Here is a 16,299-nt window from a genome sequence, read left to right as displayed (position 1 = left end):
TAATTTTAATTAGTTTCATAAACAAGTTTTATAAGTGATTACATCATTAATTCTTTAGAAATCAATGTTATTTGATAAAGAACTGATCATTTAGATTTCATTCATTTTCAATCTATTCTGATCGTTCATCTATAAATGTATTTCAGATTCATCATAACCTTCATATTCGATTTGAAAAGTGGTATGGGTTATTTTAAAATCTGTCGTTGCTTTATCTATTAATATTTGCAGGAGTTCATTGCGATTTTTGTTATTATCTGCAATCACATGTGCACTCATGGCATTAACGCCTGATGTAAGCGACCAGACATGTAGATCGTGGAGTTCCTTGATTCCCGAAAGTTCTTCCAGTGAAGATCGAAGCTTGCTGATATCTACATCTTTAGGTGTACCTTCCAGTAAGATATTAACCGCTTCCATAAGCAACTTTAAGGTTCTTGGAATGATCAACAGACCTATAGCCGCAGAAATGATCGGATCTGCATAATACCACTGTGTTGTCAGCATGATCACGCCCGCGATCATTACTCCTACCGATGTCAGCATATCCGACAAAACTTCAAAATAAGCACCTTTCATATTAAGACTTGCGTTGGAATCCTTTCTGATGATAAGGATACCGATGATATTCACAACAAGTCCAATTCCTGCAACAATCATCATAGAGCCACTTTGTACTTCGGGAGGATTTTTAAATCTCTGAAATGCCTCGTATAAAACAAATAATGAAATACCCAACAGAACAACAGCATTGATCACAGCAGCCAAAATTTCTGTTCGATAGTACCCAAATGTCTTTTTAGGACTTGCCTTTCTTTCACCAATTTTGATGGCAATAAATGCTAAGAGTAAACCGACAACATCTGTCAGCATATGCGCGGCATCTGCTAATAATGCAAGACTTTTTGTTGCAATGCCTCCAATGACTTCAGCTATCAGATAAGTCCCACTAAGTGCCAGAACGATAAGTAAGTTTTTCTTATGCCTACTAGATGCTGATACAATCTGTTTATTTGTGTCGCTCATAATTTTATGTTTTTACTGGATTGACTCTACATTTCGAAGTAGGTATTATTTTCTTTTTTAACAGGAATATCTTTCTCTTTGATCATCTGTAGAATGTTGATTTCTATGGTTTGTGCGATAGAGGTCATTGGCGTATCTACAGGAGTATTCTCGAAAGGGTCCTGCATGATGATCGCTGTTTTCTCAATGGCTACAAATATCAGAGGAATAATGATCGTCGTAATTATTTCCAAAGTAAGCTGGGAATCTTCCAATCCGAAAGGAAGGATAAATGCAAATACATAAATCAGGGTATGAATCAGAATACTATATGCCCTTGGAAACACCGTATTTTTCAATCGTTCACATTTTCCCATATTGTCACAAAGCCTCATGAGAACTTCAGTGAGCTGAACTTCTTTAAAATCTGAAATCAAACCTTTTTCTGCTATCTGTCTTACGTGATAAGAATGTTCATCCAAAATCGCATTGGGTATATTGACTGCGTTGATTTGATGCGTATGCAAATACTCAACTACTTTATTGGTAAAGGGCTGTTTCCTTAATGCTTCACCCAAGGCATAGACCCATACGATTTGTCTCTCTGCAAATATTTTAACGTCCGCACCATCTTGAGGAACGAATTGATTTATTAAACGGATAAAAGATCTTGAATCATTGACGATGGCTCCCCAAACAGTTCTCGCTTCCCACCACCTTTCATAAGACTGCGCCGTCCTGAATGCAAGAAGCAATGAGACAGCAGTTCCAAGAATTGCGGGAATACTTAGCGGAATGGTTATTTTAGTGAAGATAGGATGCAAATCCAGCAAACCTGTACCTACAGCTAGTATAACAATCAGTAATATTTGACTTTTAATTTGATCAATAAAATACCAGATTGAGATTTTCTTGTATAGTAACATAACTTTGATTTTATAGATTTAAAGATAACATTATGCTAGAGGTAGAATTAATGCATTGCTTTACCTCGTAGCATAATGATATTTTTAGTGCAACTGAAGGTTTATATAAAGGCTTCAGCTTTTAAAAATCTAATCCTCATGACCTCCAGCATTAGATAATTTAGCATTGACGAAGAATGCGCCTTTTACAACAATATTTGTATCAGGTGCAATTTTACTCACTGTAGTGATAGCAGTATAACCTAAATCTGATGAACCTTTCACAATTTCTATTTTCTCAAAATTCAGGGTCTTCCCTTGATCTTTGGTATGAGCTCCTGTCTCTTTCGTAGCTTCTTCCTGCTCACCCTCCTTTTTCTCTTCGGCATGTTCTTCAGGCTTTTTAGAAGTCTGTACAAAAACATAGAATTTACCGTCAGCTTCCACGATTGCTTCATTAGGAACTGCAGCGGTGCTGGAATTTCCAAGGCTTACCATTCCGGTAACATTCATCCCATCAATAAGCCCTACTTTACTTCCTGTTACATTGGCATGTACAGAGATCGTTTTACTCTCATTTTCGAATGACGAACCGATACTGAATACCGTAGCGTTATACAATGTTTCCGGGTTATTGGTCAGCTTAAACTGTACAGTCTGTCCTACTTTCATCTTAGGCAGATCCTTTTCAAAAACCTGAAGATCTAAATGGATAGAACTATTATCAATAATATCAAGAACAGGAGATGAAACATCAACATAACTTCCAATCTGCGCATTGATGCCACTTACGGTTCCACTGATCGGGGAGGTAATAACCAATCCTGATCTCAAATTCCCATTGCTTACCTTTCCTGGGCTTATCCCCATAAGCTGAAGTTGTCTCTGTAATGATGATCTTTGGGTTCTTAAACCTTTTAATTCAGAATCAGAGCTTTGCAGGTTTTTTTTTGCTCCGGCATCATTATCAAATAATTCACGTTGCCTTTTATATTCCTGTTCAGCAAATGCAATTCTGCTATTTACTGTAAGGTATTGCTCCTGAAGCTGAATATACTCAGGATTATTAATGGATGCAATGACCTGCCCTTTTCTGACATAGTCGCCTATTTGAACATTTAATGTCTTGATCACCCCACCATACAAAGAGGTTACTGTGGCTTTTCTATTGTTAGGAACACTCAAGACACCATTGGCTTTAACAAGTGAAGCCAAATCTTTCATCTCAATTTTACCTAAAGAGATTCCGACTGCTTTCATTTGTTCTTCAGTTAATGTGGCGATTGTTTGCGGTGCCTCTTCATGAGCCTCCTCTGCCTGTTCGGTTTTTGCTTTTACTTCCGTTTCCTCAGAAGCTTCTTTTTTTCCACAGCTTAAGGCTAAAAAAGAAATTAACAGCGCAGATATTAAATTATATTTAATTTTCATTTTATTTGTTTATGATTGAATTAATGGTAATAACAGATTGATTAACCTGTTGAATGGATTCCAGATATTTTAATTGAATATTCGTGGAAGTCTGAAGCGCAAAAAGAAGCTCAACATAGGAAATTTCTCCTGTTTTATATCCTAATTGTCCGGCTTTAGCTATTTTCTCAGCATTGGGGATTGCCTGATTAACATAATAGTTGTACTGCTCTACATCCTGCTGATATTGATTCAAAGCATTTTGCAGTTGTGCTTCCAGCTGTTTTTGCTGCAATTTTGCATTAGATTCCGCTACTTGCTTTTGAAACTCCCAAGACTGGATTCTCGCTTTCGTAGCACCGAAAGTGAGAGGGATCGTAACGCCAATTGTTGCCGCATGAAATCTATTTCCAGCATTAAAATTCTGATCCATACCATTGATCGTCTGAGTACCGATTAAGGACTGATTGGTGTAACCGATACTGAAATCAGGCAGACCTAAAGACCTCTCAACATTTTTATTTTTTTCTGCTATAGCCATCTCCTGATAGTAAGATCTTACCGTTGGATGATTTGCTATCGAAGTGCTGTCAAGTACATAATTAGCTTTCAAAGGTTCATAATTTGTGTTGTAAGGAACTGAGATATCCCCCGAAGTATTTAATAATGTTTTTAGGTTTTTATATGCATTATTCAAATAAACTTCATTTTGTTTTAACAGTAAACTGATCTCACCTTTCTGAGTTTCTGCAGTATTGATTTCAATCTTTTTTATATCTCCTGATTTAAATCTGACCGTCGCAATTCTTATAAAATCCTGATATAAACTATCCAGATTTTTTAATTTTGACTGGTTAAATTGCAGATACTCGATCTGATAGTAATAAGTCCTCACCTGTCTCGCAAGTTCATTGGCTGAAATCTCCTTATTGATTTGTTTTCCTTTAATCTGTTCCGCAATGAGCTCTCTTCGAGCTTTGAACAATGTTGGAAATGGAATACTTTGAGATATAGAAAAAGACTGATCGAATTTTTTACTGTTATATTGCCCTAACTGAGCATCTACACTCATTTTTGGAAGTTCTTTAGCAGTAGGTTTCAGTGCTTCTGTTACCTTAATATCCAGATCTCTCGACCGCATTAAATTATTGTTGCTTAATGCGATGTTCGTTGCTTCCGCAACTGTTAAAGGGTTACCCTGTTGTGCATTGAAGGTTTGTCCAAAGAAAAGGAAACCTAAAACTAAAACAGCAGTCAGGGGTTTATTACCTGAAATGTTTTTGATCTTTAATTTAGTACTAAAGATAATGTATAACATCGGTAAAACAAACAGAGTTAAGAAGGTTGCTGTTACCAGTCCCCCGATTACAACGGTAGCCAAAGGTTTCTGAACTTCTGCGCCGGCTCCAGTTGAAATTGCCATGGGTAAAAACCCTAATGAAGCAACTGTAGCGGTCATTAAAACAGGTCTTAAACGAGTTTTAGTTCCTTCCATCACACGCTTTAAAATATTGGTTTCACCTTCCTTCTCTAATTGGTTGAAAGTTCCGATTAAAACAATTCCATTAAGTACAGCTACTCCAAATAAGGCAATAAAGCCAATTCCTGCGCTGATACTGAAAGGCATGCCACGCAGCATTAACGCAAATACGCCGCCAATCGCACTCATCGGGATTGCAGTAAAGATTAGCGTAGCCTGCTTTAATGAGCCGAACGTAAAATACAACAGCATAAATATCAGGAATAAGGATACCGGAACAGCAATGGTCAGTCGTTTACTGGCAGCTTTAAGGTTCTCAAACTGTCCGCCATATGTATAATAATATCCTGATGGTAATTTTTCTTTATTAAGCTTCTGCTGGATTTCTTCCACTACACTTTCTACATCTCGCCCTTTTACGTTAAAACCAATAACTATCCTCCTTTTACCAGCTTCACGGCTGATCTGTGCCGGACCCAATTTATAACTGATATTTGACACCTGTGAAAGAGGGATTTGTGCTCCTGTTTTTGTAGAGACCATCAGATTATTGACATCATCAATACTGGTTCGATGTAAACTATCCAGACGAACAACAAGATCAAATCTTCGCTCATTTTCAAATACCTGACCTGCTGCCTGACCTGCAAAAGCAGTGCTTACCGCAGTATTTACGTCTTCGATATTAAGTCCGTAATTAGCCATTCTTGTACGGTCATATTCTACATTGATCTGCGGAAGACCACTGACACGTTCGATCTGCGGAGCACTCGCCCCATTTACAGACTGAATGACCTTAGATGTTTTATCAGCATAAATAGCTAAAGAATCCAAATTTTCACCGAAAATTTTAACTGCTACATCCTGCCTGATCCCTGTCATCAACTCATTGAAACGCATCTGAATCGGTTGATTTTTTTCAAAAAACACACCCGGGATAGCTTCAAGTTTTTCAGAGATCTCATCTGCTAATTCATCATATGATTTTTTTGTTTTCCAATCACTTTGTGGTTTTAAGATTACCATCATATCAGTAGCTTCAGGTGGCATCGGGTCAGTAGGCACTTCAGCAGCGCCGGTCTTACCTACAACCATTTTAACTTCGTCAAACTGCTTGATCAGTCTGGACGCCTGCATGGAGGTTTCGATACTCTGACTTAAAGAACTTCCCTGTGGAAGAATACAGTGAAAAGCAAAATCCCCTTCCTGCATCTGAGGGATAAATTCACCGCCCATTCTTCCGAACAAGAATACGGCTACAGCAAAAATAGCAACGGTAACACCTACTAACCAATATTTGATCCTCAATGCTTTTTCCAATAAAGGAGTGTAGGCCTTTTGGATCTTATTCATCATTTTGTCTGAGAAATTTTCTTTATGAGAAATTTTCTTGGATAAAAACAAAGCACTCATCATCGGTATATAGGTCACCGATAGGATTGTTGCTCCTATAATGGCAAAACCAACTGTTTTAGCCATAGGTGTAAACATCTTACCTTCAACACCGATTAACGTTAAAATAGGTATATAAACAATTAGAATGATAATCTGCCCAAATATGGCACTATTCATCATTTTGGATGCAGCAGATCCCACCTCCTCATCCATTTGAGCTTGGGTAAGTTCTTTTTTATTCTTTTTATGTTGTAGAACATGTAATGTCGCCTCGACAATAATAACAGCACCGTCAACAATCAACCCGAAATCAATCGCCCCCAGACTCATTAAGTTGGCACTCACTCCGAAAACATTCATCATTCCCAAAGCAAAAAGTAATGATAATGGAATGGCAGACGCTACGATCAGTCCTGCCCTCAAGTTTCCTAAAAATAAAACCAGAACGAAAATAACGATCAATGCGCCTTCAATAAGATTTTTTTCTACGGTATCAATAGCTCTCCCGACAAGATCTGTTCTGTCTAAGTAAGGCTCTATAATAATATCATTAGGCAAAGATTTTTGGATGATGGGTATCTTTTCTTTGATACTCTGCACCACTTGATTACTATTTGCTCCTTTCAGCATCATAACCACTCCACCTACAGCATCTACCTGACCATTAAATGTCATGGCACCATATCGTACTGCGCTTCCCAGTCTAACTTCAGCAACATCCTTAACAAAGATAGGAACACTTCCAGTATCATTCTTAACAACTACATTACCAACATCTTCAAGAGATGTCACCAGACCAATTCCACGAATAAAATAAGCATTAGGTTTTTTGTCAATGTAGGCTCCCCCTGTATTTTGATTATTTTTTTCAAGAGCTGCAAAAATATCAGAAATACTCACTCCCATCGCTCGAAGACGATCAGGGTTAACAGCTACTTCATATTGTTTGAGTTCGCCTCCAAAGCTGTTGATCTCTGCAACACCCGGAGTACCATTAAGCTGTCGTCTAACAATCCAATCCTGCATCGTACGAAGTTCTTTGGAATCGTATTTTTTTTCACTGCCTTTCTTTGGATGGAGGATGTACTGATATACTTCCCCAAGTCCTGTACTTACCGGAGCCAACTCTGGTGTGCCAATTCCTTTTGGAATTTCTTCAGCCGCCTGTTTCAGTTTTTCACTGATTAACTGACGGGCAAAATAAACATCGACCTCTTCTTTAAATACAACAGTGATTACGGACAAACCAAATCGTGATATACTTCGGGTTTCCTCAATATCAGGAACATTTGCAATACTCTGCTCTATCGGGAAAGTAACCAGCTGTTCAACTTCCTGACCTGCCAACGTAGGGCAGACTGTGATTATTTGAACCTGATTGTTGGTGATGTCAGGTGTGGCATCGATTGGAAGTTTGGTTGCGCTCCAAACTCCCCAAATTATCAACAACAAGGTCATTATACCAATGACAATCTTGTTCTTGATGCTAAATCTTATGATTTTATCTAACATTAGAATATAATTTTTATTGAAGGTCACAAATACTTTTTGGAACAACTTTTTGTTCTAAAAATCAAATGACAAAAATGAGTAGGAATACAACGCAATACTATTGCAATATTTCCATAACAGTTTAAACGAAAGACAATTCTTCCGTCTGCTCAATAAAAATTATATTTTAGGAGGTTGCCATATTTGATCGTACACCAAATATGCAAAGTCATTCTTTTTGAAAAGAATTTTTTTACAATAGTATTCTTTTATCTGTTTACGATATTCTAAAACAGGTTTTATTTTAATGGAAGTAACGCTGATTCTGCAGCAGTTACAATAACAGAAAGGAGAACAAGAATCTGTTTTTGAATGAGCATCGTTTTGCTCAGATTTTAGATAGGAATATGATACATTTTCAGTTTTTGATTGTGCTTTTGCAACATCCATGCATGGCATTAATGATAATGCCATGAAATAGACTGTAAAAAGCAATCTCAGAAAATTCATGCGACAAAGGTAAATCTTTTACTTTAACAAATATATTAATAAAGAATAATATTAACACTGTTTTAATTAAAGAATTGTTAAAAACAAGAAAATAATATTGAATTCTCATCTCTAATAAAGCCAAGGTATACAATAGATAGTGCCTTAGATATTAAGGTAATCTAGGTGCAACACTATTTCAAACTATGTTTTAAAGGCTGTAGAAAGCACTTTTTAGAGAAATTTCTTTTAAAACTCACTTTATAATTCAAATGATGCGACACATTTTTATCTGTTATAATGCTGAGATTTGAAAAATTCTCTTTAAATCTTCAATCAAATGTTTCGACATTTCTTCAGTAATGAGTATAAGCCAGAAAGAGTTGATAAATGATTTTCTTCTGGTAAGAAAAAATGACTGGAAATACAAAGCGATCATCTGGAAGATGCAAGAGTAACTTTTAGAGAGCTTTATTCGCAGGAACACGAAATTGGTTTGACTAGAAATAAGTTTTTGTTAAAAAGTCACTTTACACAATTCCATATTCTAAGTAATTTTCAAATTATTGCTAAATCAAGAATCCTTCAGACGACCTAAATAACCTAACAGCTTATTACAATTTTCTTTTTATCACTAAATTTCTGTTTCAATTCCATCATATCCTCACTAACTTTTTTATCTAGAATTTTTGCGTAATGCTGAGTAGTCTTAATACTTTTGTGACCTAGCATTTTACTTACACTTTCAATGGAAACCCCGTTAGATAATGTGATAGTTGTTGCAAAAGTATGGCGTGCAATATGATAGGTCAATTCTTTGTTAATTCCGCACAGGTCTGCAATCTCTTTAAGATATGCATTCATTTTTTGATTACTAAGAATAGGCAATAGTTTTCCACTATTAAGACATACCGGATGATTTTTGTATTTTTCAATGATTTTCTCTGTTTGAGAAAGCAAGGGAATATTTGAGGTAGTTTTCGTTTTCTGACGTTTGGTATAGATCCATTGAGAGCCATCAAGTCCTAAATTGATATTTTGATGTGTTAATTTTTGAGTATCAATATATGCCAATCCTGTAAAACAGCTAAACAGGAAAATATCTCTTACCAAGGACAATCTCTCATTTTTAAAATCTTTGGCAAAAAGCACTTCTATTTCCTTTTCATTAAGAAACATTCTTGTCACTTCATTAAACTTAGAATGATAGTTCATAAAAGGATCTCTTTCCATCCATCCATTTGCAAGACAGATACGAATGATCTTACCAAAATTCTTGATATACTTTACCGCAGAATTATTGTTACAGGATCTTTCGGTTCTTAAAAAAAATTCAAAATCGTTGAGAAAAGCATAATCAATCTTTTTTATTTCAATGTCGGTAATACTGTATTTCCATTTCAAAAAACCTTTGGTATGTTTCAGACAGGTCTTATAACGGGTTAATGTTCCTTGGGCAAATTCTTTGTCTATAAGTTTCTCCATTCGATCATTATGATCCTGAAAAACGGGAATGAGTGTTCTGGCCAATCTACCTCTACCCACTAACTTATTTTTAAGAGCGTCACAAGTTACTGTTTCCTTATCTCTTATTAACTCGTGATAGGTATCATAAACTCTCTGCTCAAATGTTTTTAAATAAAAATTAAGTGATCTGCATTCTTCTGAAGAGCCACTAACCTTCTGCATCGCAGAGTTCCATTTTGAAGGCTTTACTGTACGTTTTGTGCTGATCTCGGATATTTTGCCATCAATTGTAATTCGTAAATAAATAGGAGACTCTCCTACAGAATTGATTTTAGCCTTTTTTACATAGAAAAGTAAATTGAATGTCTTGTTCATTTTGTTTAGCTTTTGAGATTTAAAATTAACCTTAGCAAAAACTTATCACAAGATATTCAGTTGCTGAACTAGCTACTGAACAGGGTTTCTCTGAATTTTCAGTGACCTCCTTAAACCTATTTCAACAGGTCACTGAATAGGTCACTTTCAGATTGTGCTTTTTTAGTTCTCTTTGAACAGACATAAAACAAAAAATGCTTTAAAACATACGTTTTAAAGCATTTTGCACTATTTTAATTTAATAGTTGCGATCCGGACGGGACTCGAACCCGCGACCTCCGCCGTGACAGGGCGGCATTCTAACCAGCTGAACTACCGGATCAATTTTTTTAAAGTAAATTGAGAAAACTTTTTGCGATCCGGACGGGACTCGAACCCGCGACCTCCGCCGTGACAGGGCGGCATTCTAACCAGCTGAACTACCGGATCAAATTTTCGTTGTTGTAAATTTAAAGAACTATGTTTCTTTTTTGTGATTGCAAAACTACAACTTTTTTCTTTACCTGCAAATTATTTGGTAAAAAAAAGCCTTCCAAAAACGGAAGGCATTCATTATCAAACTTATTTTTTTTATAAGTGTGCGCTTAATTTCTCAGCGATCACTTCTTTTGGAGCTACTCCAACGATTTTATCAACAACCTCACCGTTTCTAAAAATTAGAACTGTAGGGATATTTCTGATGCCATACTGCATAGAAATCTCCTGATTGTTGTCTACATCTACCTTCCCTACTACTGCTTTTCCATCAAAATCTGTTGCTACTTCTTCGATGATTGGTCCCAATGTTCTACATGGTCCACACCATACTGCCCAAAAGTCAACCAATACCGGTTGCTCATTTGATTTTGAAAGTATCTCCGCGAATGAGCTATCTGTAATTTCTAAAGCCATTTTATTTTTTATTTAATTAATATTATATTCTTTTTAATCGTCGATTTCGATATTCAAAATTACTACTTTTCAGTAATAAGACTATCTATGCTCAACATTTGTTTTTTCTATAGCATAGTCGCTTGAAATCTCTTTCAAAGCACTTACCAAAGCATCAATTTCAGCTTTAGTTGTCATATGGCTAAATGAAATACGTAACGGCGTACAATCATCCATTTCATCCTCAGATAAAACCATCATCATTACCATTGAAGGTTTTGAAGCTCCCGAAGAACATGCACTTCCCTGAGAAATTGCGATTCCCTTCATATCCAACTGAAGTCCGATCAAAGGATTTTTATAAGGCAATAAAGCACTTAAAACCGTATAAAGACTATTTTCCTTCTCTGCGCTTCTTCCGTTGAATTTAATGCCTGAAACCTCTGTAGACAGCCTTTCAATAGCATAGTCTTTAATTTCCTGCATATGATTGGTGTAAGCTTCCATGTTTTTAAGAGAAATCTCTAATGCTTTACCTAAACCAACAATTCCGGCAACGTTCTCAGTTCCTGCTCTCAGGCTTCTTTCCTGAGGTCCGCCTGTGATAATTCCTTTTAATCCTGATGCTTTTCTGATGAAAGCAAAACCGGCACCTTTCGGACCATGGAATTTATGAGCACTGCAAGAAGCAAAATCTACTGCAATATCAGAAAAATCCAACGGCATATGAGCCATTGTCTGAACCGTATCTGAATGGAAAAGTGCATTATTTGCTTTACACAATTCTGCTATTTTTTTAATATCGTAAATATTTCCGATTTCATTGTTGACGTGCATTAAACTCACCAACGTTTTCTTATCGGAAGCTTTTAATAATTCCTCTAATTTATTAAGATCAAGATCACCTTTTTCGTTAGGACGAATGTAAGCTACCTCTACTCCTTTTCTGTTTTTCATATCCAGAATACTCTCAGAAACACACTTATGTTCCAACGGAGAGCTGATGATCCTTTCTACTCCAAGGTTTTCTACGCTGGATTTGATGATCATGTTATTAGATTCTGTTCCGCAAGAGGTAAAAATAATTTCTGCCGGAGTTACGTGAAGATAATCTGCGATCTGCCTTCTTACATTTTCAAGAAGGATTTTCGCTTCCTGTCCGAAGCTGTGAGTTGACGATGGATTTCCGAAATTCATCTTCATGGTACCTACCATTGCATCAATAACTTCTTCCGAAAGAGGCGTTGTTGCAGCGTTATCTAAATATACTTTATTCATTTTTATTTTGAATATTTTAATTCTACAGAATTGAATTGATAGTCTGAAGGAACGGTAAACAGTACCCAAGGATTCGAGATCACCTGTATTTCCATTCCGCCGGATTCTACGAACGGAACTTCTACATACAGAACATTATTTTTCACAGAAACACTTTTAATTTCCGAAATTCTATGATCTCCGGATCTGAACATTCCTAAATTATATAAAACTACTTTTTTATCTTTTGGAAATTTAGGATAATTAATTACAGGCTCAGTTCCGGCTTCTACGATAAGATTTGAGCTACCACCTTTCACCGCTTTTTGAAACTCCTGTTCATTTTTAATAATGCTAAATCCGGGCTGATCTGCACCGCCCTGAGATTCTGACACAAGAATTTCTGCTTTTTTCTGCATTTGTTCTGATTTTTTGGATGATTGATCAGTCTGAGAAACTGCAGTAGTACAGCTCATAGAAAGCGCCAAAAGCCCAATAAGTAGTTTATTCATTTTTACTTTTTTACTCACCCAAAATTAGTGAAAAAATTGGTAATGTCCTTCATTCGCCCATTTAAGCATTTGCTTATCTCCAGAAGTATCTCCGAAAGCGATGATTTTATCGTATTTAGAATTGCTTATTTCCTCTTTTATCCTCATTAATTTTTCGTTTCCGTTGCAGTTTTTACCAATAAAATTTCCTGTGAAAACTCCGTTTTTAAACTCTGCACGCGTGGAAACAAGCTGCATTTGTAATGCTTCGGCAAATGGTTTTGTCCAGATGTCGAGGGATGCAGTAACCAATAAACTTTGTGTATTATCTCTATCGATATTTTGAATGAAATCCATAGCATTCTCGCGAACGATTTTTGGATAATTCTCTTCGAAGAATTGTTTGGCTTTTTTCTCAATTTTCTCCTGAGTCTGTCCTTTCAGAATAGATCCGATGAAACTTTTCTTCACTTTTTCAGTTTCAGCCAATTTTAATTTTAATAAAATGAAAAGCGGAATGTGTCTTATAAATTGTACCCGAAACTTTGCAGAATCATAAAATTTAAGATACATAAACATGGTATCTTTATAGGTCAGGGTTCCGTCAAAATCAAAACAATACAATTTTTTCATTTTAATTAAAGCTTTAACTTTTTAAATATAAATTCAGGAATATTCCTTATGATCATCATTATAACGCCCCAAATCGGTAAAACGTATACAACATTTTTCTGTTTTTTGAATGCCTTATAAATACACGCCGCTGCCTGTTTTGGAGTTGCCGTTAATTTTGGATTTAAAGGTAAGCCTTCCGTCATTTTTGTGGCCATAAAACCAGGTTTTACAGTCATAACATGAACTTTTTTCTCAAACAAATAATTTCTTAATCCACTTAAATAAGCCGTAAAAGCCGCTTTTGCACTTCCATAAATGAAATTACTTTGTCTTCCTCTATCCCCAGCTACAGATGACAATCCGATAATTGTCCCTGATCTTCTGCTTTCAAATTTCTGGGCAAAATAATTCATCACAGGAACTAATTTTGAGTAATTGATATCAATAATTTTCTCTGTATTTTTATTATCATACAAACCTTCTTCCGTTCCGTCTCCCAAATATCCTGTTGCACAAAATAATACATTTGAATTGACATAATCAAACTGATTATAATCAATTTCCTTCATCAGATCAAGTTCTATAACCTCAGACTGCTGTAAAAACATCACATCGATGTGTCTTGCAAATCTTTCCGTAGTTTCTTTACTAGACGTAAAAAGATAGATTTTTTCAAACTTTTCGCCTTCTTGCAAAGCCTTTTCAACAAAAGCCTGAGCTACCTCAGACGTACTTCCCAGAACTATCATTTATGAATTATTATTTATGATTCTTTTGTGCTGTAAAGACACAAATTTGGAACTCTGAACATTTTTAAGATAATTGGTCAACGATGATCTGCTCATGCTGTCTTTGGTAAGATAAATCCTTCCTCCGAACTCCTGAACGATGCTATCCAATTGCTCAACCAATTTTTTCAGCTTTGAATTGACTTTAAAATCCAGCGCCAATGTGTAACCCTCAAAAGGAAATGAGTTGTAAGCTTCCGGATTATTCTTTCCAAAAAGTTTTAAAACTGCTAAGAAAGAACCATTTCCGCTATTTGCGATGGTTTCAAGGATTTTTTTCATTCCTTCCTTGCCTGTTTCTTTTGGGATTACCATCTGATATTGGATAAAACCGGATTTTCCATAAATTTTATTCCATTCATTAACAGCGTCTAAAGGGTAGAAAAATGTTTCGTAATCGATGAAATTTTTCACTTCTTTTTTAGACTGTTTTTTATAATATAACAGATTGAAAATTTTCACCGTAAGCGAATTCAACGCAAAATTCGGAAAGTAAAAAGGAACCGTTGGCTGTAGTTTTTTCTTTAACCTTAAAGGATTTTTGGTTAAATTCTGAGGAAGCTCATGTTGAAAAGCATGTTCACCTCTCATCAAAATACTTCTTCCGATATCTTTTCCTTTTTGTAGGCAGTCGATCCACGCAACGGTGTACGTCCAGCTTTCGCTTTCTTCAAATAATGTAAAAATTTCGTCCAGATTTTCTGCTTTGATACTTTCCTGACGGATGTAGGCAGATTCTATATTTTTAAGCTTAAATTTTGCAGTAAGAATGATTCCTGTAAGCCCCATTCCTCCAATTGTAGCCCAAAATTTATCGATATTTTCCTCTCTTGAACAAGTGATAATGTCGCCGTTTTCGGTCATCAATTTAAATTCGATCACATATTCCGAAAAACAGCCTTCTGCATGATGGTTCTTACCATGAACATCGGATGCGATCGCTCCGCCAACAGAAACAAACTTAGTTCCGGGCGTTACATATAAAAAATAACCTTGCGGAACAGAAATTTCAAGAACGTCGGAGAGCAAAACTCCCGATTCACATTCTAAAATTCCGTTCAAACGGTCAAAACTTATGAATTTATTTAATTTTTTTGTCGAAAATATATGTTCACCCAATGAAGCATCGCCGTAACATCTTCCGTTTCCTCTTGCAATGACTTCATTATGATTGATGACAAAATCTTTTATTTTTTTGAAGCTGTCTTCAGACTTCATTTCTTTTTCCACTATGGGAAAATTACCCCAGTTGGTAACTTTTTGTATAAAATTCGGCTTCATTTTTTAAAGTAAATTTGAATTAAAAATGCAGCCACCCACAATAATAAGGTAACTTGTATATATCTGTCTCTGTAAACAATTTTTGTAGGAGACTCTGTTCTGTTGTAGACCAATGTTTGTTGTAAATATCTTAAAAAAGCGAATACAACAAAAATTACGGTATAAAAAACTCTTTCATGAAATCTTGCCTGAACTTCAGGTGATAACGTAAACATCAAATAACATACGATTGCCAATGTCACTGAAATAGAAAGCGCGATATCTGCAAACTGTACGTTGTATCCGTCCAAAGCACGCCTTGTTTTTCCTGAAACCTGAGCATTGATAAGCTCGCCACGTCGTTTACCTATTGCTAAAACCAATGCCAAAACAAAGGTCAACAAGATCGCCCATTGGGAAATATTAATTCCCGTAATATAACCTCCGGCCAAAACTCTTAAAACAAATCCTGTTGCAATAATAAAAATATCAATAATCGGAACATGTTTTAATTTGAATGTATAAGCGAGATTCATTACAAAATACATCCCAATAATGGTTGCAAATTTCCAAAGATTCTCATGAAAATAGGTTTGTGCTAAGAATATCAGAGCGATATCTAAAATTATTAACCCAATAAGAATTCCTATCGCTTTTGATTTTGATATGGCGCCGCTGGCCAAAGGTCTTCTGCGTTTTTCAGGGTGTTTGCTGTCTGCTTCAATATCGTTATAATCATTAAGGATATAAACAACACTTGCTGCCACAGAAAAAATAATAAAAGCAAAGATACTCTTGCTAAGTAAATCTACGTTCTTAATATTGCCTGAAAAAAATAAAGGGACAAAAACAAAAAGGTTTTTCACCCATTGCTCTACACGGAGTAGCTTTAAATATTTCTTCATCTATGGTATTTCAATTGCAAAAATAATGAATTCAAAATAAAAAATGGTTGCATAAAAATACAAAAAAAACCGCCGAAGCGGTCTTTATGAAAATATTTA

At 35.7% G+C, this 16,299-nt stretch carries 13 protein-coding genes and 2 tRNA genes; all 15 read right to left on the bottom strand.

Features of this window, described 5'->3' with window-relative positions:
• Positions 1 to 129: 129 nt before the first annotated feature.
• On the bottom strand, positions 130 to 1,026 hold the full coding sequence (locus tag EG348_RS12365; protein WP_123983409.1) for a cation diffusion facilitator family transporter: 897 nt from the start codon (positions 1,024 to 1,026) through the stop codon (positions 130 to 132).
• A gap of 26 nt (positions 1,027 to 1,052) precedes the next feature.
• Positions 1,053 to 1,931, bottom strand: coding sequence for a bestrophin family protein (locus EG348_RS12360; RefSeq protein WP_123983408.1), 879 nt, complete (start codon positions 1,929 to 1,931; stop codon positions 1,053 to 1,055).
• A gap of 129 nt (positions 1,932 to 2,060) precedes the next feature.
• The gene (locus tag EG348_RS12355; protein WP_123983407.1) at positions 2,061 to 3,338 is read right to left on the bottom strand and encodes an efflux RND transporter periplasmic adaptor subunit; all 1,278 of its coding nucleotides are present in this window, start codon (positions 3,336 to 3,338) and stop codon (positions 2,061 to 2,063) included.
• A gap of 1 nt (position 3,339) precedes the next feature.
• A complete protein-coding gene (locus EG348_RS12350; protein ID WP_123983406.1) occupies positions 3,340 to 7,704 on the bottom strand; it encodes a CusA/CzcA family heavy metal efflux RND transporter in 4,365 nt (1,454 codons plus the stop codon).
• Positions 7,705 to 7,863: 159 nt separating this feature from the next.
• Positions 7,864 to 8,157, bottom strand: a complete 294-nt coding sequence (locus EG348_RS12345; protein ID WP_123983405.1) for a DUF6660 family protein — start codon at positions 8,155 to 8,157, stop codon at positions 7,864 to 7,866.
• A 618-nt stretch (positions 8,158 to 8,775) separates the two neighbouring features.
• The gene (locus EG348_RS12340) at positions 8,776 to 10,014 is read right to left on the bottom strand and encodes a site-specific integrase (RefSeq protein ID WP_123983404.1); all 1,239 of its coding nucleotides are present in this window, start codon (positions 10,012 to 10,014) and stop codon (positions 8,776 to 8,778) included.
• A 248-nt stretch (positions 10,015 to 10,262) separates the two neighbouring features.
• Positions 10,263 to 10,336 (bottom strand) — tRNA-Asp (locus EG348_RS12335).
• A 33-nt stretch (positions 10,337 to 10,369) separates the two neighbouring features.
• Positions 10,370 to 10,443, bottom strand: a tRNA-Asp gene (locus EG348_RS12330).
• A gap of 141 nt (positions 10,444 to 10,584) precedes the next feature.
• Positions 10,585 to 10,905, bottom strand: a complete 321-nt coding sequence (gene trxA, locus EG348_RS12325; protein ID WP_072412364.1) for a thioredoxin — start codon at positions 10,903 to 10,905, stop codon at positions 10,585 to 10,587.
• An 81-nt stretch (positions 10,906 to 10,986) separates the two neighbouring features.
• Positions 10,987 to 12,162, bottom strand: a complete 1,176-nt coding sequence (locus EG348_RS12320; RefSeq protein WP_123983403.1) for a cysteine desulfurase family protein — start codon at positions 12,160 to 12,162, stop codon at positions 10,987 to 10,989.
• Between the two features lie 2 nt (positions 12,163 to 12,164).
• Entirely contained in the window at positions 12,165 to 12,653 is a 489-nt protein-coding gene (locus EG348_RS12315) for a hypothetical protein (RefSeq protein WP_123983402.1), read from the bottom strand.
• A 24-nt stretch (positions 12,654 to 12,677) separates the two neighbouring features.
• Positions 12,678 to 13,265, bottom strand: a complete 588-nt coding sequence (locus tag EG348_RS12310; protein ID WP_123983401.1) for an HAD family hydrolase — start codon at positions 13,263 to 13,265, stop codon at positions 12,678 to 12,680.
• 5 nt (positions 13,266 to 13,270) lie between these two features.
• Positions 13,271 to 13,996: an SDR family NAD(P)-dependent oxidoreductase gene (locus tag EG348_RS12305; protein ID WP_123983400.1), complete on the bottom strand. Its 726-nt coding sequence runs from the start codon at positions 13,994 to 13,996 to the stop codon at positions 13,271 to 13,273.
• On the bottom strand, positions 13,997 to 15,316 hold the full coding sequence (locus EG348_RS12300) for an FAD-binding oxidoreductase (protein WP_123983399.1): 1,320 nt from the start codon (positions 15,314 to 15,316) through the stop codon (positions 13,997 to 13,999).
• On the bottom strand, positions 15,313 to 16,200 hold the full coding sequence (locus tag EG348_RS12295) for a decaprenyl-phosphate phosphoribosyltransferase (protein ID WP_123983398.1): 888 nt from the start codon (positions 16,198 to 16,200) through the stop codon (positions 15,313 to 15,315). Before EG348_RS12295 ends, EG348_RS12300 begins: the two co-directional genes overlap by 4 nt.
• Positions 16,201 to 16,299: the final 99 nt, after the last annotated feature.

Source organism: Chryseobacterium sp. G0201, from assembly GCF_003815655.1.
In the GTDB taxonomy this organism is placed as follows: domain Bacteria; phylum Bacteroidota; class Bacteroidia; order Flavobacteriales; family Weeksellaceae; genus Chryseobacterium.
The sequence above is the reverse complement of the archived record's forward strand: the minus strand, read 5'-3'. Positions and strand labels throughout refer to the sequence as shown.

Excerpts from the sequence above, each read along its gene's own strand:
- EG348_RS12365 (WP_123983409.1), bottom strand. The coding sequence starts at position 1,026 with ATGAGCGACACAAATAAACAGATTGTATCAGCATCTAGTAGGCATAAG.
- EG348_RS12360 (WP_123983408.1), bottom strand. The coding sequence starts at position 1,931 with ATGTTACTATACAAGAAAATCTCAATCTGGTATTTTATTGATCAAATT.
- EG348_RS12355 (WP_123983407.1), bottom strand. The coding sequence starts at position 3,338 with ATGAAAATTAAATATAATTTAATATCTGCGCTGTTAATTTCTTTTTTA.
- EG348_RS12350 (WP_123983406.1), bottom strand. The coding sequence starts at position 7,704 with ATGTTAGATAAAATCATAAGATTTAGCATCAAGAACAAGATTGTCATT.
- EG348_RS12345 (WP_123983405.1), bottom strand. The coding sequence starts at position 8,157 with ATGGCATTATCATTAATGCCATGCATGGATGTTGCAAAAGCACAATCA.
- EG348_RS12340 (WP_123983404.1), bottom strand. The coding sequence starts at position 10,014 with ATGAACAAGACATTCAATTTACTTTTCTATGTAAAAAAGGCTAAAATC.
- trxA (WP_072412364.1), bottom strand. The coding sequence starts at position 10,905 with ATGGCTTTAGAAATTACAGATAGCTCATTCGCGGAGATACTTTCAAAA.
- EG348_RS12320 (WP_123983403.1), bottom strand. The coding sequence starts at position 12,162 with ATGAATAAAGTATATTTAGATAACGCTGCAACAACGCCTCTTTCGGAA.
- EG348_RS12315 (WP_123983402.1), bottom strand. The coding sequence starts at position 12,653 with ATGAATAAACTACTTATTGGGCTTTTGGCGCTTTCTATGAGCTGTACT.
- EG348_RS12310 (WP_123983401.1), bottom strand. The coding sequence starts at position 13,265 with ATGAAAAAATTGTATTGTTTTGATTTTGACGGAACCCTGACCTATAAA.
- EG348_RS12305 (WP_123983400.1), bottom strand. The coding sequence starts at position 13,996 with ATGATAGTTCTGGGAAGTACGTCTGAGGTAGCTCAGGCTTTTGTTGAA.
- EG348_RS12300 (WP_123983399.1), bottom strand. The coding sequence starts at position 15,316 with ATGAAGCCGAATTTTATACAAAAAGTTACCAACTGGGGTAATTTTCCC.
- EG348_RS12295 (WP_123983398.1), bottom strand. The coding sequence starts at position 16,200 with ATGAAGAAATATTTAAAGCTACTCCGTGTAGAGCAATGGGTGAAAAAC.